Origin of the sequence: Amycolatopsis orientalis (assembly GCF_000943515.2) — a bacterium.
GTDB lineage: Bacteria > Actinomycetota > Actinomycetes > Mycobacteriales > Pseudonocardiaceae > Amycolatopsis > Amycolatopsis orientalis.
In genome coordinates, this window is sequence record NZ_CP016174.1 from 1,317,899 (window position 1) to 1,338,147 (window position 20,249).

Below are 20,249 nucleotides of genomic sequence, written 5' to 3' on the forward strand. Positions count from 1 at the left end.
GAAACGCTGAGACACCACTCAGACTCCGCCGCCCGAGCTGAGATGGCGCTGAGAGGTCGCGCGTGAGCTGGTGAAACCGTGAATGATGAGTGACGTGAAACCTCGAGTACTGGTGGTCGACGACGAGCCCGGCGTGCGCAAGGCGCTGCTGCGCGGGCTGCGCGCCGAGGACATGGACGTGGTCACGGCGGCGGACGGGCCCAGCGGGCTGCGGCTCGCGCAGACAGGGTCCTTCGACGTCGTCCTGCTCGACATCATGCTTCCTGGCCTTTCCGGCTACCGCGTGCTCGAACGGCTGCGGGCGCTCGGTGTCACCACACCGGTGCTGATGATCTCCGCGAAGGACGGCGAGGTCGACCAGGCCGACGGCCTCGACCTCGGCGCCGACGGCTATCTCGTGAAGCCGTTCTCGTTCGTCGTCCTGGTCGCGCAGGTGCGCGCGGTGCTGCGGCGGACGTCGCCGGACGCGACCCGCGGGCCACTGCGGATCGGCGCGCTCGAAGTCGACCGGAGCCTGAGGCAGGTCCGCTACGACGGCGTCGAGGTCGCGTTCAGCCCGCGCGAGTTCGCGCTGCTGGAGGTGCTGGCCGGCCGGGCGGGGACAGTCGTCACCAAAGACGAACTGCTCCGCGCGGTCTGGGGTGACGAACAGGCCGCGACCCGCAACGTCGTCGAGGTCTACGTCGGTTACGTGCGCCGCAAACTCGACGCCGTCGGCGCCGGTGCCCTGGTCCGGACCGTGCGCGGGCACGGCTACCTGGCCTCGGATCCGCAGCTCGACGAGGTCATCGCGCCGGCGGGACAGGGGTGATCGGCTCACCGTCTTGGTGGCGCCGCCGCTCGCTCCAGGTCCGGATCACCCTGCTCGCGGCGGCCGTCACGCTCGGTTTCCTGCTCGGGCTCGCGGCGGTCGCCGGCGACAACCTCCAGCCGCTGCTCATCGGCTCGGTCGACGACGAACTCGGCGCTCAGCTGGCTACCGCGACGGCCGATGTCGCCGCCGGGCGGACGCCGTCGGGATCGGCGGTCACCGTCCGCGTGCTCGACACCGGGGGCGGGCCGGTGGACGGTCTGCCGCCCGCGAACCTCGGGCCCGCCGAGATCCGCGCGCTGAAGGCGGGGGAATCGATCACGACCGGCGGTGAGCACAGCTGGCGATGGGCCGGGACCGTCGTCACCGCGCCCGATGGCCAGCAGCGGCTCGTCGTCGCGGGGGCGGGGCTTGTCGGCTTCGCGACGGCGGTGCACTCAGGCGGCTTATGGCTGTACATGGTGGCGTCCGTCGGCGCGGTGGGCGCGGGGATCGCGACGTGGCTGCTGGTGCGGTTCGCGCTACGGCCGGTGGCCAGGATGCGCGGTTCGGTGCGGGCGCTCCCGCCGGGCGCGCGGCTGCCGCTGCCGGATTCGCACGACGAACTCCGCGCGCTGGCCGAGGAGTTCAACGCGCTGCTGGCGCGGCAGGAGGAGGGCGCCGAGCGGCTGCGGCGGTTCACCGGGGACGCCGCGCACGAACTGCGTTCGCCGGTCGCGTCGATCCGCGTGCAGGCCGAGGTCGCCGTCACCAATCCCGATCCCGACCTCGCCCAGGAGACGCTGTCGGACGTCCTCGAGGAGGCGGAACGGCTTTCCGCGCTGCTCGACGGACTGCTGGCGCTGGCGAGGTCGGACGCGGGCGAGGCCCCGCCCGCGGAACCGGTCGAGCTGGTGAGCGAGGTGCGGGCGGCGGTCGCGCGGATGACCCGGGTGTCTTCGGACGCGCCGGAGGTCCGGGTGAGCGGCACCGTCGGCACCGCCTGGGCGCTGGCCACGCACGCCGAGGTCGAACTGGTGCTGAGCAACCTGTTGCGCAACGCCTGCCGCTACGCGCGCGGGCAGATCGTGGTGTCGGTGCTCGCGGCGCGCTCCACCGTGCGGGTGGTGGTCGACGACGACGGGCCGGGGATCGCGCCGGAACACCGGGAACGGGTCTTCGACCGGTTCTACCGCGTGTCCGATTCGCGGGCGCGGTCGTCCGGTGGCACCGGGCTGGGGCTGGCGATGGTCGCGGAGGCCGTCCGGCGGCGCGGTGGCCGGGTGCGCGTCGGCGAGTCACCCGATGGCGGGGCGCGCTTCCAGGTCGTCTGGCAGGCGGCGCGGCCTCAGTAGGGTGTGCCCGTGGTGATCGTGGGCGCCGCCATCGTGCGGGACGGACAGTTGCTGGCGCAGCAGCGGGCTTGGCCCGCCGACCACGCCGGGCAGTGGGAATTGCCGGGCGGACGGGTCGAGGACGGCGAAGGCGACGAGGCCGCTCTGGCGCGTGAATGCCTGGAGGAACTCGACGTCGCGGTGACGGTCGGGGGCCGGGTCGGCGACGACGTCCCGTTGCCGGGCGGGAAGGTGCTGCGGATCTACGCGGCTTCGCTGGTCTCGACGGGGGACGAGCCGCGGGCGGTGGAGCACAAGGACGTCCGGTGGGTCTCCGCGCGCGACCTCGACGACCTGGACTGGCTGCCCGCGGACCGCGTCCTCCTGCCCGCGCTGCACGCCCTGCTCGGACGTCCGTGAAGGCCTCCTTGAGGGACCCAGAGTCCCTCAAGGAGGCCTTCACGGAACTTCAGCCGGCACCGATGAGCCGCAGCGCGGACTGCAGCCGGTGCGCACCCCGTTCCGCCGCCCGGACCGCGCCCGCCTTGCGGACCCGCTCCAGCTCACCGGGGTCGGCCAGCAGTGCCAGCGCCCGTTCCCGGACCGGCCGCAGTTCCTCGATGAGGGCGTCGGCGACGGCCTCCTTCACCTGGCCATACGAGTCGAACCGGTCGGCGAGGACTTCGGGCTTCTCCTTGACGCAGGCCGCGAGGATGTCCAGCAGGTTCGCCATCCCCGGCCGCGTTTCCGGCGCGTAGGCCGGTTTCGAGCCGCCGTCGGTCTTCGCGCGTTTGACCTTCCGCCGGACCTGGTCCGGCTCGTCGAGGACGAAGATCACCCCGGCCTCTTCCTTCGTGGACTTCGACATCTTCCGCGTCGGCTCGGCGAGGTCCATGACCCGCGCGCCGGCGGGCGGCAGCACCGCCTTCGGCATGGTGAACACGTCGCCGTAGGTGGAGTTGAACCGCTTGGCCAGCGTTCTCGCCAGCTCGACGTGCTGCCGCTGGTCCTCGCCGACCGGCACCTCGTCCGCGCCCTGCAGGAGGATGTCGGCCGCCATCAGTACCGGATAGGTCAGCAGGGACAGCCGGACCCCGGCGCGGCCCTTCGACTTCTCCTTGAACTGGATCATCCTGGCGGCCTCGCCGTAGTTGCAGGTGCATTCGAGGACCCAGTTGAGCGCGCCCAGCTCGCGGGCGATGTCGGATTGCACGAACACGCGGTCCGGCTCGATCCCGGCCGCGATCAGCACGGCCAGCTGTTCGGAGGCCATCGAGCGCAGTTTGGCCGGATTGTGCGAATTCGTCATGGCGTGCAGGTCGGAGACGAAGTACAGGTCGTCCGGCCCGCCCTCGTCCGCCCAGCGGGAGATGGCCCCCAGGTGGTTCCCGACGTGGACGTGGCCGGACGGGGTGATCCCGGACAACCTGATCATCTGCCTTCTTCCTTCCGGATTCGGGCCGCCCCAGGGTCCGGGCACGAAAAAGGCCGCCCGGTGGGGCGGCCTGGTGGTGCGCTCGTCTGGTTCAGCGCAGGACTTCGGGGCCGCCGGAGGGCGGCCACCACTGGGCGTTCTGCGCGCGCATACCGGGGAGGGTACCGCAGCCTCCGCGTTCAGTCCTCTGCATGCGGTAGTTCGACGCCGAAGCACCGCATCCAGAGGACTGAACGCGACGTGGAATAAGGGGTGAGTCACTCATTCCGGGCATGTCGCGTCAACACTTCATATCAGCCGGGGCAGTACGCCCGTCACATTGCGGATCCGGGTCTACCTTCATCTCATGTATGTCGTCCTGCTGACTTACACGGCACCCATCGAAGAAATCGACTATGTGCTCCCTGATCACGCCGAGTGGCTGACCAAGCAGTACGAGCACGGGCATTTCCTCGCCTCCGGCAGACGCAACCCGCGCATCGGCGGCGTCATCATCACCAGGCCCATGGCCAGGGGAAAGCTGGACGCGATCCTCGCGACCGACCCCTTCTCGGTCAAGCACATGGCCGCCTACGAGGTGATCGAGTTCTCGCCGACCCGGACCGCGCCGGAACTGCGGGCGGTCAACGAGGCGGTGGTGCGCTGACGATCTTTCCGACGTCCTCGTCAGGCCGCTTTCGTGATCTTCGTTTTCGCCTTTTTGAGGGCGAGAACGGGGCATTTGCCGCAGCGCGATTTGGACCGGCAGCATTTCTTCTTGACCTTGCCGGACTTCATCCACTTGCGCACGAGCTTGTGCGGGTCGTCGGGTTGTTTCTTGCCCACTCGCGCTCCTCGTCGGACTCCGTCGGCGGCGCCCGCCACGCCCTCTCACGTTAGGTGAGGCTAACCGATCTTGGGGCGTGGGGGTGCTCACAGTTCGGCTACAGGTACCCTGGTGTGGTCCGCGTATGGCCAAAGTCGGCCGACGTTACTCGATCGCGTGAGTGAGCATTCGAGGCGGCGCGGGCACCACACCCGAACTTGAAACCTTTGGAGCCTTCGCGTGCCCGCAGCCAGCGCCACCGCAGTCGATGCCGGCCGCCTTTCCGGCAAGACACGGCCCGACCTGCGCAACGTCGCCATCGTCGCACACGTCGACCACGGCAAGACGACCCTCGTCGACGCCATGCTCCGGCAGTCCGGCGCCTTCGAGGAGCGCGCCGAACTCGTCGACCGCGTGATGGACTCCGGGGAGCTCGAGCGGGAAAAGGGCATCACCATTCTCGCGAAGAACACCTCCATCCACCGCGAGACCGAGAACGGCCCGGTGACCATCAACGTCATCGACACCCCCGGCCACGCCGACTTCGGCGGTGAGGTCGAACGCGGCCTCGCCATGGTCGACGGCGTCGTCCTGCTGGTGGACGCCAGCGAGGGCCCGCTTCCGCAGACGCGGTTCGTGCTGCGCAAGACCCTCGAAGCCGGTCTGCCGGTGATCCTCGTGGTCAACAAGACCGACCGCCCCGACGCCCGGATCTCCGAGGTCGTCGAGGAGACCCACGACCTGCTTCTCGACCTGGCGGGTGACATCGAGGACGCCGACCTCGACGCGATCCTCGACCTGCCGGTCGTGTTCGCCTCCGCGCGTGCCGGCAAGGCGAGCCTCGAGCAGCCCGCCGACGGCGCGGTGCCCGAGAGCGAGAACCTCGACCCGCTGTTCGAGACCTTGCTGCGCCACGTGCCGCCGCCCTTCGCGGACAAGGAAGGCCCGCTGCGCGCACTGGTCACCAACCTCGACGCGTCGAACTTCCTCGGCCGGATCGCGCTGATCCGCATCCACTCCGGCAACCTGCGCAAGGGCCAGACCGTGGCCTGGATGCGCGAGGACGGCACCATCCAGAACGTCCGGATCTCCGAACTGCTGGTCACCGAGGCGCTCACCCGCGTCCCGGCGACCGAGGCCAGCGCGGGCGAGCTGGTCGCCATCGCCGGTATCCCCGAGATCACCATCGGTGACACGCTGGCCGACGTCGAGAACCCCGAGGCGCTGCCCCGGATCGCCGTCGACGAGCCCGCGATCTCGATGACCATCGGTGTCAACACCTCGCCGCTGGCCGGCCGCAGCGGTGGCGACAAGGTCACCGCGCGACTGGTCAAGGCCCGGCTGGACCAGGAGCTGATCGGTAACGTCAGCATCAAGGTGCTGCCGACCGAGCGTCCCGACACCTGGGAGGTCCAGGGCCGTGGCGAGCTGGCGCTGGCGATCCTCGTCGAGCAGATGCGCCGTGAGGGCTTCGAGCTGACCGTCGGCAAGCCGCAGGTGGTCACCAAGATGATCGACGGCAAGCTGCACGAGCCGTTCGAGCGCCTCTCGATCGACGCCCCGGAAGAGCACCTCGGTGGCATCACGCAGCTCCTCGCCGCCCGCAAGGGCCGCATGGAGCACATGGGCGGGCACGGTTCGGGCCGCATCAAGCTCGACTACGTCCTCCCGGCGCGTGGCCTGATCGGTTTCCGCACCGACTTCCTCACCGAGACCCGCGGCACCGGCATCGCGAACCACGTGTTCGAGGGCTACTTCCCGTGGGCGGGCGAGATCCGCACCCGCCACTCCGGTTCGCTGGTCGCCGACCGCTCCGGCCCGATCACCGCCTACGCGATGATCCAGCTGGCCGACCGCGGCACCTTCTTCGTCGAGCCGGGCGCCGAGGTGTACGAGGGCATGGTCGTCGGCGAGAACCCGCGCGCCGAGGACCTCGACATCAACATCACCAAGGAGAAGAAGCTGACCAACATGCGTCAGTCCTCCGCCGACGTGATGGAGACGCTGGCCCGCCCGCGCAAGATGGGCCTGGAAGAGGCGCTGGAGTTCTGCTCCGTCGACGAGTGCGTCGAGGTCGCGCCGGACGTCGTCCGGATCCGCAAGGTCACGCTGGACGTCAACCAGCGCGCCAAGGAGCGCAACCGCAACAAGAACCGGGGCTAGTCTCCCGTAGCTCGTAGTACATGAAGGCCCCCTTCCCTCGACTCAGCCGAGGGAAGGGGGCCTTCACGCGCGGTCAGTACCGAGTCGGGCCAGAAGGCCCGCAGTATTACTCTCCGTAGTTGATCGGGCTCCGGCGGTGAGAAATTCGATTTCCCGCGTTTTTCCGCGTTCCTTTTTGGACCCCCCGTTCACAACACCGGAACGCCTTCCCGGCGCGGTGAGAGGACGGCCGCGGAGACCGCGCCGAGAACGCCGACACAACCCAGCGCGAAACAAACGATCCGAAATGCGTCCGTATAGGACTCGCCGGACAGCTTCCCTCCGGTAATCGACGCGAGAACGGCACCGACAACCGCGATCGCGATCGTTTCCGTCGCCAATCGTGCGGTGGTGAACATTCCGGTCGCCGTTCCGGAATGTTCCGGGCCGACGGAACCGATTGCCAAACCGTCCAGTAATCCCATCGTCAATCCGGTGCCCGCCCCGACCAGAACGAGCGGGGCGAGCAACGAGAGCACCCCGGACGAGGAGTTCATGGTCATCAGCAGAAAGGCGCCCGCCCCGCTCACGGCGACCGCGCCCGCGACGAACCACGACGGCGGCAGCCGTCGTGCCAGCGCGGCACCCACGGCCGGGAACAGCACGGTCGGCGCGGTGAGCATCAGCAGCCACAGCCCGGCCTCCCCGGCCCCGAGCCGCACGACCTCGATCAGGTAGGACGGCAGGTAGACCAGCAGCGGCACCAGGATGGTCACCAGCGCGCCCGCCGCGACGGCGAGCGAGGTGAAACCGCGGTTGGCCAGCAGGGCGAGGTCGAACAGCGGATCCGCGCGCCGCCGCTCCACGAACGGGAAGACCACCGCGAGCACGGCGGCCAGCAGCAGTCCGCCGACGACGAGCGGATGCCCGAAGCCGAGTTCGCCCGCTTCGACCAGCGCGAAGATCAGCAGCATGATCGCGCCCGTGAAGAGCCCGGCGCCCGCCCAGTCGATCCGGCGCCCGGCCGTCCCGGGAACGGCCGGGAGAAGCGGCGTCAGCGCCAGCACGAGGGCGGCCACGGCGGCCGGGGCGCCGAAGACGGCCCGCCAGCCCAGCAGATCGACCAGCAGGCCGCCGATCGACGGCCCGAACGCGAGCCCGATGCCGAGCACCGTCCCGACCAGACCGAACGCCCTCGTCCTCGCCGCGCCCTGGAAAGTCTCGGTGAGGATCGCCAGCCCGCCGGTCACCGCCGCGGCCGCCCCGGTCCCGGCGATCAGGCGGACGACGTCGAGCACCACGATGTTCCCGGCCACGGTGCAGGCGATCCCGCCGCCGACGAACAGCGCGAGACCCGCGACGTAGATCCGGCGTCTGCCCAGGACGTCGGCCAGGGAACCCGCGAAGACCAGGAAGCTCGCGAAGCAGGCGTTGTACCCGTTGACGACCCACTGGGTGGCCGCGAGACCGGCGTCCAGATCGTCCGCGATGTCGGTCAGGGCGACCGACGCGCCCGTGATGGTCAGCGGGAAGGTGAACGTGGACATGAGCACGACCACGAGGACGAGCGCGCGTTTGGTCACCCCGGCAAGCTAGCGGGCGGCTAGTTCGCGAAGCTAAACGTTTTCCCATGACCTGAGCAGGAACCTCCCGGGCCTCCCGCACGTCCACCGGAAGAGGGACGGCAGGCGGTCGGGCGACGGCCGGGCCGATATGGGAATCTCGCAGCGGCGGTACGGATCATCGTGGCAGCATGGCGAGGGACAAACCAGGAGGATTCACGCGTGCGGTTAGTGAACACAGCGGCGCCCATACTGGCGTGCGCGACCGTGCTCCTCGCCGCCTGCAGCAACACCCCGCCCCCACCCGTGGTCAGCTCCTCGGCCTCCCCGGTGAGCTCCTCGACCACGAAGACGCCTTCGCAGGTCGTCGTGGGTGTCGACGACGTCCTCGGCGGCTACAACCCCCACAACCTCGCCGACGCCTCCCAGGTGACGTCGGCGCTTTCGCAGCTCCTGCTCCCGTCGGTGTTCCGCCCGAAGGACGACGGCAGCGTCGAGCTGGACAAGAACCTGATGAAGTCCGCCGAAGTCGTCTCGCAGCAGCCGTTCACGGTGGCGTACACGATCCGGCCGGACGCCTCCTGGTCCGACAGCGCGCCGATCGCCGCCGAGGACTTCGCGTACCTCCGCGAGGCCATGCGCGACCAGCCCGGCGTCATCGGCGCCGCGGGCTACCGCCTGATCTCCGACATCCAGTCGCGAGAGGGCGGCAAGCGGGTCGAGGTCAGCTTCAGCAAGCCGTACCCCGGCTGGCAGACGCTGTTCGCGAACCTCCTGCCCGCCCATCTGCTCAAGGACGCCCCGAACGGCTGGCAGGGCGCGCTGGCGACCACCTTCCCGGCCGTGGCCGGCCCCTACTCGATCAAGAGCATCGACACCGCGCGTGGAGAGGTGATCCTGGAGCGCAACGAGCGCTACTGGGAGAAACCCTCCGCGCTGGACCGGATCGTGCTGCGCGCGGCCGACGAGGACGGCACCTTGGCCGCGCTGCGCAGCGGCAACGACCAGTTCGTGATGACCAGGACCGGCGGCACCGGCCTCAAACGGCTCGGCGAACTGGGGTCCGCCGTCCAGCTCCACACGGTCGCCCGGCCCACGGTCGCGCAGATCCTCCTGCGGCCGGTGAGCCAGACGCTGTCGGATCCCCGGGTGCGCGAAGGCGTCACCGCGCTGATCGACCGCGGCAAGCTGATCACCGAGGCGGCGGAGGGCGGCCCGTCGGACAAGCTCCGCGCCGACGCCCAGGTCCGCGTCCCGTCGGGCACCGGCTTCCAGCCGACGATCCCGGCGCCCGGTCCGCCGTCGACGGCCGACCCCGTCAAGGGCGAGGAACTGCTCAAGGCCGCCGGGTACACCAAGGAAGCCGGGACCTGGCGCAAGAACGGGAAGAACCTTTCGCTGGTCGTCGCCTCGCCCGCCAAACAGGAGCCGTACGCGACGATCGCCAAGGAGCTGACGGCGCAACTGGTGGCGGCGGGGATCGAGGTCAACGTGATCGCGCCGCAGCCGAGGGAGCTGTTCTCGACGCTGCTGGCCATGCCGGTGCTCAACGGGATCCAGCAGACGACGGCGGAGGGCGCGGGCAACGTCGGCATCGACATCGCCGTGATCGGCCAGGCCACCGGTGGTGCGGACGCCGCGTCGGTGCTGGCGTCGGCCTTCGGCTGCAGGCCTGATCAGCTCGTCGACAAGACCAAGGCGGTCGTGCCGGGGAACCCGCTGGGCTTCTGCGATCCGGCCCTGCAGCCGTCGATCGACGCGGCCCTGACCGGCACCACGCCCGCCGCCGACGCGCTTTCGACCCTCGAACCGGAATTGTGGCGCCGGAATGTTGCCATTCCGTTGTTCCAGCTGGCCGATACCCTCGCCATCGGCTCTGGTATTTCCGGAGTAACCGCTGGTCCTCCTATGGTGGGCCCTTTCGGGTCGGCGGTGAACTGGACGCGCGGTCCGAAGTAGCCGAATCGCGGTCAAGTTCGCGCCGGAGGGTGACCTTTCCCGGCACGTTCGAGTGGCGGACTGATTCCTCCTGGTAACCAATATATTTCTCGAAGTCAGCCGGAAGTTACCCTTTGGTCACGATCGCCCCGCAACTGGTGACTGTTAGTGCATTTCCTTTCTAGCGTGCACCCGCAGTGCGCCAAATGAGGTTGCTTGGCGTGTCATAGGCTCCGGGCCATCTCACCGGAGCGGTGTGGGGTCCTGTTCCGATCTCAGGAACCCAGTGCTAGGAGGGCACACTTCATGAGGAAGTCCAAGGCAGTCTCCGCCTGGTCGCTGGTCGCGGCCTCCGCGCTTGTGCTGAGCGCATGCAGCGGTGGCGACAGCGGTAGTTCCGACCAGAACGGGTCGTCGACCGACATCAAGAGCATGGCGATCGGCAAGGCGCAAAACGGCGAAAACTTCAAGCTCGCGGACCTCAAGGGGTACGAGGGCACCGTCACCGTGGGTATCGACGACGGGTACTCGGGCTACAACAACGACACGCCCGACACCAACACGTCGTACAACACCTACATCCTGACCGCCGTGCTCGCCGGCGCCGATGTGCTCGACGGCAACAACAAGGTGCTGCTGAACAACGACGTGTTCGACTCCTGGGAGGTCACCTCCAAGTCGCCGCAGACCGTCGTTTACAAGATCAAGCCGAACGTCAAGTGGTCCGACGGCGAAGCGTTCGACTGCGACGACATGTACCTGTCGTGGCTGTCGCACTCGGGTGCCGCCAAGACCTCCGACGGCAAGCAGGCCTTCCTCGCCGCTTCGACGACCGGCTACCAGCTGATCAACCAGGCGACCTGCAAGGACGACCTGACCTTCGAGACCAAGTACACCGAGCCGTACCTGGACTACAAGGGTCTCTTCAACTCGACGGCGATCATGCCCGCGCACATCGTCGAGAAGAAGGCGAACGTCCCGGACATCACGAAGCTGACCCCGACCAGCGACGCGGCCCAGCTCAAGGCCGCCGGTGACTTCTGGACGAACGGCTTCAAGCAGTTCAAGGCCGAGGACATGCCGGCTTCGGGTCCGTACAAGATCACCGCGTTCGACGCCAACCAGAAGGCCGTCACGCTCGAGAAGAACCCGAACTGGATCGGTGGCAAGGGTGGCCCCTCCAAGATCGTCGTGAAGGCGATGGAGGACACCAAGGCCATGGCGACCGCGCTGCAGAACGGTGAGATCGACGTCGCCGCTTCGACCCAGCCCGACGCCACCGCCGCCGGCACCCTGAAGAGCCTTTCCGCTCAGGGCGTCACCTACGGTTCGGCCTCGCAGCTGACCTTCGAGCACATCGACCTCAACTACAAGCGCATGTTCAAGGACAAGAACCTGCGCAAGGCGTTCTTCGAGGTCGTGAACCGCCAGGAGATCACCGACAAGCTCCTCAAGGAGGTCCAGGCCGACGCGACCCCGCTGAACAGCATCGTGTTCATGCCGGGCGAGCAGGGCTTCAAGGACCTGTACAGCAGCAAGGCCGGTCTGGGCGCCGAAGCCGCCGCCAAGACCCTGTCCGACGCCGGCTGGGTCAAGGGTGGCGACGGCATCTTCGCCAAGGACGGCCAGCGCGCGTCGTTCAAGATCTCGCACAACCAGAACGCCCGCCGTCAGCAGACCGTCGAGATCATCATCTCGCAGGCCAAGCTCGCCGGTATCGAGATCACGGACGACCAGGACGCGAACTTCCTGAAGGGTGGCCGTCTCGCGGCCAGCGACTACGACGCCGCGCTCTTCGGCTGGTCCGCCGCTCCGTTCAAGGCCGAGCAGAAGTCGATCTACATCACCCGGGTCGACGACAGCAGCCAGAACTACCAGGGCCTGTCCAACCCGACGATCGACTCCGCGTTCGAGGCGGCCGTCAAGGCCACCGACGAGGCCGTCCAGCTGGAGAGCTACCAGAAGGCCGACCAGGCGATCGCGGACGAGTACGCGACCCTGCCGCTGTTCCAGACCCCGTCCATGTGGGCGTTCAAGGGCATCGACCGCACTTACATGCAGTCGTACAACGGTGTCCTGTGGAACGCCGGTGAGTGGGAGAAGAAGTAGGGTCTAGGCCCCGCTTTTTCACCTCTCGCCGAGGCAATCGGAGGTGGTAAGGGGGTCCGGCCACAAGCCGGGCCCCCCTACCCGCCGGAAGTAGCTGTTGACCGTAGGGTTACCGCCACTACGGTGGACAACCGGGCGACGGTCCAGCACTTCGGCGACCAGGCCCGGATGAGGAGCAGTTCGTTGAACCTGGTGATCTACATTCTTCGCCGTCTGGCGATATCGATTCCCGTCCTGCTGGTCGGGACTTTTCTGTGTTTCATCATGGTCGCCGGCACCGGCGACCCGCTCGCCGAGCTGAAGAGCAACCCGGCCATGAACCCGCAGGTACTCGCGGAGACGGCGGCGCGGCTCGGGCTCGACCAGGGCATCATCCCGCGGTATTTCTCGTGGCTGGGCAACTTCATCACCGGCGACTGGGGCGTTTCCATCGCCCAGGGCAACGCGCAGGCCCCGGTGTTCCCGAAGGTCATGGCCGCGTTCGAGGTCACCTTGAAGCTCGTCGTCGGAGCCGAGATCCTCGCGCTCATCCTCGGCGTCCTCGTCGGTGTGGTCGCGGCGGTCAAGCAGTACTCGATCATCGACTACGTCGCCACCACGCTGGCCTTCCTGCTGTTCTCGATGCCGATCTTCTGTGTCGCCATCGTGCTGAAGGGCTACGCGATCCAGTTCAACGGCTGGGTACGGGATCTGGGACTGTCCGATGTGCTCGGTAATCCCTGGATCCGCACCACGAGTCCGGAATCGCTGAACTTCGACGGACCTGGCGGTTTCCTGGCCAGTTATGTCGGCGCGTATCTGCTGCCCACCCTGTCCATCATGGCGATCAGCTTCGCCGCGTACAGCCGGTTCCAGCGCGCTTCGATGCTGGAGACGCTGAACGCGGACTACGTGCGGACAGCGCGTGCCAAGGGCCTCGGCAACGGCCGGGTCATCTTCCGGCACGCCTTCCGGAACGCGCTCATCCCGGTCACCACGCTGTTCTCCGTCAACTTCGGTGCCGTGCTTTCGGGCGCGATCATCACCGAGTCGGTGTTCAACTGGAATGGCATGGGCAAGCTGCTCGTCGAAGCCGTGGTCAAGAACGACACTCAGGTGATGATGGGGTGGCTGGTGCTCATCGCCAGCAGCATCATCGTCGCCAACCTGATCGCCGACCTGATGTACGGCATCCTGGACCCGAGGATTCGCGTTGGCTGACTTGAACTCCCTCATCGCGGCGGACGACTCCGCGGCCGCCGCCGAAGGCAAGCTTCCCGCGGAGGCGCTGCCCGAGCCCCGGAGCCAGGGCAAGCTGGTCCTGCGCAAGTTCCTGCGGCACAAGCTGGCGATGGTCTGCACGGCGATCCTGCTGCTGCTCGTGCTGACCGTGATCATCATGCCGATCTTCTGGCCGTACGACTACGAGGACAGCTCCTTCCCGTCCTTCGCCAAGCCCAGCGGGGACTACCCGCTCGGCACCACGCAGGTCGGCAAGGAGATGGTGTCGCAGATCCTGCGCGGCACCCAGTACTCGCTCCTGATCGCGCTCATCGTGTCGATCGTCGCCACCACCATCGGCACCATTTTCGGTGCCATGGCGGGATATCTGCGCGGCTTCACCGACTCGGCGATCTCCCGGGTGACGGACCTGTTCCTGATCGTTCCGCAGATCGCCGCCGCCGCCATCCTGGCGAAGGTGTTCGGCGGCGGTACCTGGTACATCGTCGCGATCGTGCTGGCCGCCTTCGGCTGGATGCCGATCGCGCGGATCGCCAGGGCCGAGTCGATGTCGTTGTCCCAGCGTGAATTCGTGGACGCCGCCCGCGCGTCCGGTGCCGGGACGTTCCACATCGTGTTCAAGCACCTGGTGCCGAACATGGTCGGTCTCATCACGGTCAACGCGACCCTCGCGATCGCGCAGGCCGTGCTGATCGAGGCGGCGCTGTCCTTCATCGGGCTGGGGGTGCAGCTGCCGGACACCTCGCTCGGCCGCGTCATCCTCGAGAACTACTCGCAGCTGCAGAACCGGCCTGCGTTGTTCTTCGGTCCGTTCATCGTGCTGGTGCTGATCTCGCTGACGATCAACTTCATCGGTGACGGCCTGCGGGACGCTTTCGACCCGCGGCAGCGCCGGATGAAGGCGTAAGGCCCTCTTTAGCGCGTGAAGGCCCCCTTCCCTCGGCTCAGCCGAGGGAAGGGGGCCTTCACGCGCTTCGGGGTGGAACTGGCGGCTGGGCACCCGGGGGGTGTCATGAGGGGTCCCCATAGGACGAAATTCGTCCTATGGGGACCCCTCATGACACTTCGCTGCGGAGTGCGCCACCCGATTCCTGGCGGTGGGCTTCAGCGTCTCCGTGGAGACCGTGCCTGCATCCCATACAGTCACCTGTTGTGGCTGGTGGCGCGTGAGGGGTACTGTGAGTGAGAGGTGTGTGGAAATAGGGACACTCAACGTCTCTATTTCCACACACCCTCTTCGGATCTGGTCGTCACAGGGACTGTCGTGCGGCACTGTGTGGATTTGCTTCATCTAACGCAACAAAATCCACACAGTGAGCGACACCGTCCGACATCGAGACTGGTCACCGGCACGCCGCATCCCGAACCAGCACTCTCGCGACGTGAAAGGCCCCCTTCACCGCGTCTAGCGCAGCGAAGGGGGCCTTCACGTACTACGGAGCGTCAGTCGGCCACCGGGGCCAGCTTGCCCGCCTCCCAGGCCGCGCGGCGCTCGGCCTGCAGCACCGGGTCCGCGACCGGGGCGGCCGAGAGCAGACGGCGGGTGTATTCCTCGCGCGGCGAGTGCAGCACCTGGTCCCGCGTGCCGACCTCGACCAGCTTGCCGTGCTGCATCACCGCGACGCGGTCGGCCAGCAGGTCGACGACGGCGAGGTCGTGGCTGATGAACAGGCAGGCGAACTGCAGCGAGCGCTGCAGGTCCAGGAACAGGTCCAGCACGCGTGCCTGCACCGACACGTCCAGCGCCGAGGTCGGCTCGTCCGCGATCAGCAGCGCCGGGTCCAGCGAGAGCGCCCGCGCGATGGCGACGCGCTGGCGCTGGCCGCCGGAGAGTTCGTGCGGGTACCGGTTGCGGTAGTGGCCGCCGAGCTCGACCTTGTCCAAAAGGGACGCCACCCGCTCGTTCAGGGCCTTGCCCTGCAGGAACTTGTGCAGCACCATCGGCTCGGCGATCGACTCGCCGATGGTCATCTTCGGGTCCAGTGTGGACGCCGGGTCCTGGAACACGATCGAGAAGTAGCGGCGCAGCGGGCGCAGCTCCTTGTTCGACATGTTCGTGATGTCCTTGCCCGCGATCGACACGGTGCCCTCGGTCGGGGTCAGCAGGCGGATCGCGCAGCGGCCGACGGTCGACTTGCCGGAACCGGATTCCCCGACCAGGCCGACGATCTCGCCCTTGGCGATGCTCAGCGAGACGTCGTCCACCGCGCGGTTCTTCGCCTGGCCGCGGCGGCCGGGGTACTCCAGCACGAGGTTCTTGATCTCGAGCGCCGGCGCGTCCGCTTCGATCACGGCCTCGAGTTCGGCGTCCTTGAGGCGGATGTCCTCGGCGATCTTCGAGGCCTCGTCGCTGTCGGCGTCGATGCCGGAGTCGTCGAGCAGACGGCGTCCTTCGGGGCGCTGGCCCAGCACCGGCACCGCGGCGAGCAGCTTGCGGGTGTATTCCACCTGCGGCGACGCGAACAGGTCGCGCACTGGCGCCTGTTCGACGATGTTGCCCTGGTACATCACGACCACGCGGTCGGCGAGGTCGGCGACGACGCCCATGTCGTGCGTGATCAGCACGATGGCGGTGTTGAGGGTGTCACGCAGCTTGCGCAGCAGGCCGAGGATCTCCGCCTGCACGGTGACGTCGAGCGCCGTGGTCGGCTCGTCGGCGATGATCACCTTCGGGTCGCACGAGATCGCCATCGCGATGACGACGCGCTGGCGCAGACCGCCGGAGAGCTGGTGCGGGTACTGCTTGAAGCGCAGCGGCGGGTTCGGGATGCCGACCATCTCCAGCAGCTCGATGGCGCGCTTGTCGGCGGCTTCCTTCGAGATGTCCTGGTGCGAGCGGAGCGCCTCGCGCAGCTGCCAGCCGACCGTGTAGACGGGGTTCAGTGCCGTCATCGGCTCCTGGAAGATCATCGCGACCTGGTTGCCGCGGATCTTCTGGAGTTCCTTCTCCTTGAGGTCGGCCAGGTTGCGCTCACCGAGGCGCAGCTCACCCGCGATCCGGCTCGTCTTCGGGAGCAACCCGAGCACCGACATCGAGGTCACCGACTTGCCGGAGCCGGATTCGCCGACCACCGCGACGATCTCACCCGGCTTGACGTCGAAACCGATGCCCTTGACGGCGTCGACCACGCCTTCGTCGGTCGGGAACGAGACGCTCAGGTCGGAGATGGACAGAACCGAACCCGACACGCCGCCGAGGTCCGACGATGCTGCTTCAGTGCTCACCAAGATGCCCTTCGTGGGGGTACATATGGTCACGGCGCAAGGGCCATGACTCGCGCGAGGATAACCGAGAGTCGCCCGACTAAGGTCGGTGCTCGGGGCTTCCGTTCCCGACACCCTATAAAGGAAAGCCCGCCGTGTTCGAATTAGTCTTCAAGCCGTGATCTCCGCTCAGGCCAAAGTGCTGCTGGTGCACGCCCATCCGGACGACGAAAGCCTCACCACCGGTGGCACCATCGCGCGTTACGCGGCCGAAGGCGCCGACGTGACCGTCGTCACCTGCACGCTCGGTGAGGAAGGCGAAATCATCCCGCCGCTTCTCAGCGGCCTCGGTTCGTGGGCTTCCGACCAGCTCGGCGGGGACCGCGCGGGCGAACTGGAGTCGGCGTGCGCCGCGCTCGGCGTCTCCCGGCACCGGTATCTCGGCGGCATCGGCCGCTGGCGCGACTCCGGGATGGCCGGGACACCGTCCGCGGCCCATCCGCGCGCGTTCTCCGGCGGCGACATCGAGGAGCAGGTGGCTCAGCTCGCCGAGATCCTCGACGACGTCCGTCCTCAGGTCGTGGTCACTTATGACGCTTTCGGGGGTTATGGGCATCCCGACCACATCCGCGCGCACGAGATCACGATGGCCGCCGCGCCGAAGGCCGCGTCGGTCGAGCGGGTGTTCCACACGGTTTCTTCACGCGACGCCGTCGCGGCCGGGCTCGCCGCGTTGCGCGGGCAGTCGCCGTTCAAGGTCCCCGAAGACGGCGAACTGCCGGTGACGCCGGACGAGTCGATCACCACCGTCCTCGACGTCTCCGCGTATCTCCCGGCGAAGGTCGCCGCGCTGCGGGCGCACGAGACCCAGGTCAGCGTGCCCGCGCCGCCGCGGCTCGCCGACCACTTCGCGCTGAGCAACGACGTCGCGCAGCCGATCACCCCGAACGAGTACTTCGTGCTCGCCCACGGACCGGCCGAAGGTGCCGCGGCCGACCTGTTCGGAGGACTCGCGAAGTGACGGTCACGCCCCAGCCGCTCACGGCGGGCCAGCGTGGGCTGCTGGTCCTGCTGTGCTTCGACGCGCTCCTGCTCGGGCTGCTCGAACTGTTCTTCCTGCCGCTCCGGCTCGACGGCATCGTGCTGCCGAAGCTCGGGGACGCGCCGATGCCGGTGACCGTGGTGCTCGCCGTGCTCACCACACCACTGCTGGTGCGGACGACCGCGAAAGTGATCCGTCCGTCCTTTTCGGTGATTCCGCTACTCGTCTGGGTACTAGTCGTACTCGGGATGGGCATGACGGGTCCGGGTGGTGATCTGGTGCTGGTACAGGACTGGCGGGCGCTGCTGCTGATCGGCGGCGGTGCCCTGCCGGGTGCGCTGGTACTGGGCGGAGGCCTGGGCACGGCGGCGAAGGCGGGCAAGGGAGTCAAAGATGGGTGAAGCGATTTCGGATCGCCAGGTCGTGGCGGTGCTGCGGCCGTTCGTCCGCGCCTGCGGTCCGATGGTCGACGCGCTGCGCGACGCGGATCCGTTCGGCCTGCAGGCCAGGGGACGGCGCGAGGACGCGCTGGAAGGCGTCGAGCCCAAACTCAAGGACAAGCTGCTCGACGGGATCACCTCGGTGAAGGTGCCCGGCACCGCGGCCTGGGCCGAGATGTCGAACTACCAGCGGACCAGCTGGTGGGTCAACCGGGTCGGCCGGGTCACCGCGCTGATCACCGCGATCCCCGGTCTCGGCGGCGCGCTCGCCGACCGGTTGCCCGTTCAGGACGCGCTCGGCTCGGCGTCCCAAGGAGTCCTGCTGTGCGCGATCGCGGGGGAGTACGGCGTGACCGACGTCGGCGCCCGTGTCCGGCTGATCGCGTGGGTGCTCTTCGAACGCGACATCGATCCGGTGATCGCCGCGGGTAAGCACGCCGAACACGACAAGGCCGCCGAAGACGACGAAGCGGCGAAGCTCACCGAAGAACTCGACGACGCGAAGAAGAAGCACGGCAAGATCACCTTCAAGGCGGCCGCGGGCACGCTGTGGCGACTCGGCCGCGGGCTGCTGGCCATCGTCGACGAACTGGAGAAGCGTCCGCACGGCCGTCTTTTCCACCGGGTGCTCGGAAAACTCCCGGTGGTCGGCATGGCGGGCGACTACCTCGGCGAGCGGTCCGGCCTCAAACGCGTCTGGAAGCGGGCGCACCAGTGGTTCACCGAGCACCCCGACGGCGCCTGAACTACTTCCAGAACATGAACGCGACCTGTCCGTACTGCGCCGCGAGCGTGTAGCCGCCGACGGCGTCGAAGATCGCGAAGGACGCTCGCCACAACAGGCGGCTCGCTTCGTCCACGAGGAACAGCACGCCGAACAGCACGAGCGGCGCCCACGGCCGGGCCTTCGCGCCGAACTCGCGCGCGCCGGGCGAAAGGTACGGCTCGATCGCACCCCAGCCGTCGAGGCCGGGGATCGGCAGGATGTTCAAGAGGAACGTGACGATCTGAAGCAGTGCCAGGAACGAGAGCCCGATCACCAGCCCGGCCGACATCGGTACCAGCGCGACGACGAGCGTCAGTGCCACGCCGACGGCGAGGTTGCTCAGCGGCCCGGCGAGCGACACCCACGACTGGACGCCGCGTGACCGCAGGCGCCCGTGTTCGATCCAGACCGCGCCACCCGGCAGCGGGATGCCGCCGATGATGAGGAATACCAACGGCAGGATGATGGACAGCGCCGGATCCGTGTATTTCCGGACGTCCATGGAGAGGTAACCCTTGTGGGCGACGCTGTGGTCGCCGCCGCGGAAGGCCACGATCGCGTGCCCGAATTCGTGCAGCGTCAGTGACGCCACCCAGCCGCCGGCGACGAGCAGCACCACCCCGGTGACGAGCAACGGGTCGTACTTCTGGCCGGAAAGCGTGGTCGCGTCACCGAAAGCCGCCAGTACACCGCCCAGGACGGTGACCGCGAGGATGCCGAGGAAGATCGGGCTTGGCCGCACTGCTGATCTCTGCACCCCTCCAGTCTTCCGTATGCCCGATGTGAAGTTCTCGGCGTGTCCCCTTGCGCGATGAGGCCGAGGTATCCCCCGAACTCGCTACTCCGCTTGACCTGACCGCACTACACGGGTGTAATCACAGTGATGTCATTCGTCGCTGGAAGGGGGCGGCGGATGGTGTTTCAACACCGCCAGCCTGGGGAGTGCGTGGACAGCGAGGAGGCGGACGTGCGGTTGGAAGCAGATGGAAGGGAATGGGGGCAAGTCGTGGGTTGGGGCGAGGTCCCGGAGCAGCAACTGGGAGATCTCACCGAACTTTTCGACGATGCCTCCGCGGAAGAGCAGGACTGGCAGGAACGGGCCCTCTGCGCGCAGACGGACCCGGAGGCGTTCTTCCCGGAGAAGGGCGGCTCCACCCGCGAAGCCAAGCGGATCTGCCTCGGTTGCGAGGTCAAGGACGAGTGCCTCGAGTACGCCCTCGCGCATGACGAGCGGTTCGGTATTTGGGGCGGGCTCTCCGAACGCGAGCGTAGGAAACTGAAGAAACGAGCTGTGTGACAGCGATCTCCGGCACCCCCAGTGCGCCGGAGATCGCTTCCTGCCCGGTCCTTGTTCCACTCACTCCTTGTTCCACGGTCCTTGTTCCACACAGTGGGGCCACCAACGGGTGACAGGGTCGCGTCGTAGGGTGGCGGCACTCGACTTCGCCGCCACCTCTGGAG

Annotated in this window: 18 protein-coding genes; 13 read left to right on the forward strand and 5 right to left on the reverse strand. The window is 67.9% G+C overall.

The window, feature by feature from the left end:
- The first annotated feature begins 82 nt into the window (after positions 1 to 82).
- The 3 genes from SD37_RS06425 to SD37_RS06435 are packed head-to-tail and all read left to right on the forward strand — an operon-like array spanning position 83 to position 2,544.
- On the forward strand, positions 83 to 811 hold the full coding sequence (locus SD37_RS06425; protein ID WP_044852272.1) for a response regulator transcription factor: 729 nt from the start codon (positions 83 to 85) through the stop codon (positions 809 to 811).
- The gene (locus SD37_RS06430; RefSeq protein ID WP_044852273.1) at positions 808 to 2,145 is read left to right on the forward strand and encodes an ATP-binding protein; all 1,338 of its coding nucleotides are present in this window, start codon (positions 808 to 810) and stop codon (positions 2,143 to 2,145) included. The genes SD37_RS06425 and SD37_RS06430 overlap by 4 nt, the downstream gene beginning before the upstream one ends.
- Positions 2,146 to 2,154: 9 nt before the next feature.
- Positions 2,155 to 2,544, forward strand: a complete 390-nt coding sequence (locus SD37_RS06435; protein ID WP_044852274.1) for a (deoxy)nucleoside triphosphate pyrophosphohydrolase — start codon at positions 2,155 to 2,157, stop codon at positions 2,542 to 2,544.
- A 49-nt stretch (positions 2,545 to 2,593) separates the two neighbouring features.
- Here the strand turns inward: SD37_RS06435 and trpS are convergent, their stop codons facing one another.
- Positions 2,594 to 3,559 carry a tryptophan--tRNA ligase gene (trpS, locus tag SD37_RS06440; RefSeq protein WP_044852275.1) on the reverse strand — a complete coding sequence of 322 codons (966 nt, stop codon included), beginning with the start codon at positions 3,557 to 3,559 and terminating at the stop codon, positions 2,594 to 2,596.
- A 346-nt stretch (positions 3,560 to 3,905) separates the two neighbouring features.
- On the opposite strand from trpS, the gene SD37_RS06445 reads away from it, so the two are divergent.
- Positions 3,906 to 4,205: a YciI family protein gene (locus SD37_RS06445; protein WP_037306541.1), complete on the forward strand. Its 300-nt coding sequence runs from the start codon at positions 3,906 to 3,908 to the stop codon at positions 4,203 to 4,205.
- A gap of 20 nt (positions 4,206 to 4,225) precedes the next feature.
- On the opposite strand, the gene SD37_RS43035 is transcribed toward SD37_RS06445, so the two are convergent.
- On the reverse strand, positions 4,226 to 4,384 hold the full coding sequence (locus SD37_RS43035; RefSeq protein WP_167369613.1) for a hypothetical protein: 159 nt from the start codon (positions 4,382 to 4,384) through the stop codon (positions 4,226 to 4,228).
- 220 nt (positions 4,385 to 4,604) lie between these two features.
- Between SD37_RS43035 and typA the strand changes: the two genes are divergently transcribed.
- The gene (typA, locus tag SD37_RS06450; RefSeq protein ID WP_037306542.1) at positions 4,605 to 6,527 is read left to right on the forward strand and encodes a translational GTPase TypA; all 1,923 of its coding nucleotides are present in this window, start codon (positions 4,605 to 4,607) and stop codon (positions 6,525 to 6,527) included.
- 188 nt (positions 6,528 to 6,715) lie between these two features.
- Here the strand turns inward: typA and SD37_RS06455 are convergent, their stop codons facing one another.
- A complete protein-coding gene (locus tag SD37_RS06455; RefSeq protein ID WP_201788869.1) occupies positions 6,716 to 8,089 on the reverse strand; it encodes an MFS transporter in 1,374 nt (457 codons plus the stop codon).
- A gap of 228 nt (positions 8,090 to 8,317) precedes the next feature.
- On the opposite strand from SD37_RS06455, the gene SD37_RS06460 reads away from it, so the two are divergent.
- The 4 genes from SD37_RS06460 (at position 8,318) to SD37_RS06475 (ending at position 14,243) form a co-directional block, all read left to right on the forward strand.
- Positions 8,318 to 10,027: an ABC transporter family substrate-binding protein gene (locus tag SD37_RS06460; protein WP_418189819.1), complete on the forward strand. Its 1,710-nt coding sequence runs from the start codon at positions 8,318 to 8,320 to the stop codon at positions 10,025 to 10,027.
- 285 nt (positions 10,028 to 10,312) lie between these two features.
- Entirely contained in the window at positions 10,313 to 12,115 is a 1,803-nt protein-coding gene (locus SD37_RS06465; RefSeq protein ID WP_044852277.1) for an ABC transporter family substrate-binding protein, read from the forward strand.
- Positions 12,116 to 12,298: 183 nt separating this feature from the next.
- Positions 12,299 to 13,315 (forward strand): ABC transporter permease, encoded by a 1,017-nt coding sequence (locus tag SD37_RS06470; protein ID WP_037306827.1) that lies wholly within the window; start codon positions 12,299 to 12,301, stop codon positions 13,313 to 13,315.
- A 1-nt stretch (position 13,316) separates the two neighbouring features.
- Complete coding sequence (locus SD37_RS06475) at positions 13,317 to 14,243, forward strand: ABC transporter permease (protein ID WP_037306546.1); 927 nt, start codon at positions 13,317 to 13,319, stop codon at positions 14,241 to 14,243.
- 536 nt (positions 14,244 to 14,779) lie between these two features.
- On the opposite strand, the gene SD37_RS06480 is transcribed toward SD37_RS06475, so the two are convergent.
- Positions 14,780 to 16,561: an ABC transporter ATP-binding protein gene (locus SD37_RS06480; protein ID WP_044852278.1), complete on the reverse strand. Its 1,782-nt coding sequence runs from the start codon at positions 16,559 to 16,561 to the stop codon at positions 14,780 to 14,782.
- Between the two features lie 157 nt (positions 16,562 to 16,718).
- Here SD37_RS06480 and mshB point away from each other — a divergent pair, with 157 nt between their 5' ends.
- The 3 genes from mshB to SD37_RS06495 are packed head-to-tail and all read left to right on the forward strand — an operon-like array spanning position 16,719 to position 18,767.
- Positions 16,719 to 17,561, forward strand: coding sequence for an N-acetyl-1-D-myo-inositol-2-amino-2-deoxy-alpha-D-glucopyranoside deacetylase (mshB, locus tag SD37_RS06485; protein ID WP_065912756.1), 843 nt, complete (start codon positions 16,719 to 16,721; stop codon positions 17,559 to 17,561).
- Positions 17,558 to 17,983: a hypothetical protein gene (locus SD37_RS06490; protein WP_044852280.1), complete on the forward strand. Its 426-nt coding sequence runs from the start codon at positions 17,558 to 17,560 to the stop codon at positions 17,981 to 17,983. Before mshB ends, SD37_RS06490 begins: the two co-directional genes overlap by 4 nt.
- Complete coding sequence (locus SD37_RS06495; RefSeq protein ID WP_044852281.1) at positions 17,976 to 18,767, forward strand: hypothetical protein; 792 nt, start codon at positions 17,976 to 17,978, stop codon at positions 18,765 to 18,767. Before SD37_RS06490 ends, SD37_RS06495 begins: the two co-directional genes overlap by 8 nt.
- Position 18,768: 1 nt before the next feature.
- Here the strand turns inward: SD37_RS06495 and SD37_RS06500 are convergent, their stop codons facing one another.
- Positions 18,769 to 19,530 (reverse strand): site-2 protease family protein, encoded by a 762-nt coding sequence (locus SD37_RS06500; RefSeq protein WP_044852282.1) that lies wholly within the window; start codon positions 19,528 to 19,530, stop codon positions 18,769 to 18,771.
- A 171-nt stretch (positions 19,531 to 19,701) separates the two neighbouring features.
- Here SD37_RS06500 and SD37_RS06505 point away from each other — a divergent pair, with 171 nt between their 5' ends.
- A complete protein-coding gene (locus SD37_RS06505) occupies positions 19,702 to 20,085 on the forward strand; it encodes a WhiB family transcriptional regulator (protein WP_007028952.1) in 384 nt (127 codons plus the stop codon).
- Positions 20,086 to 20,249 lie beyond the last annotated feature (164 nt).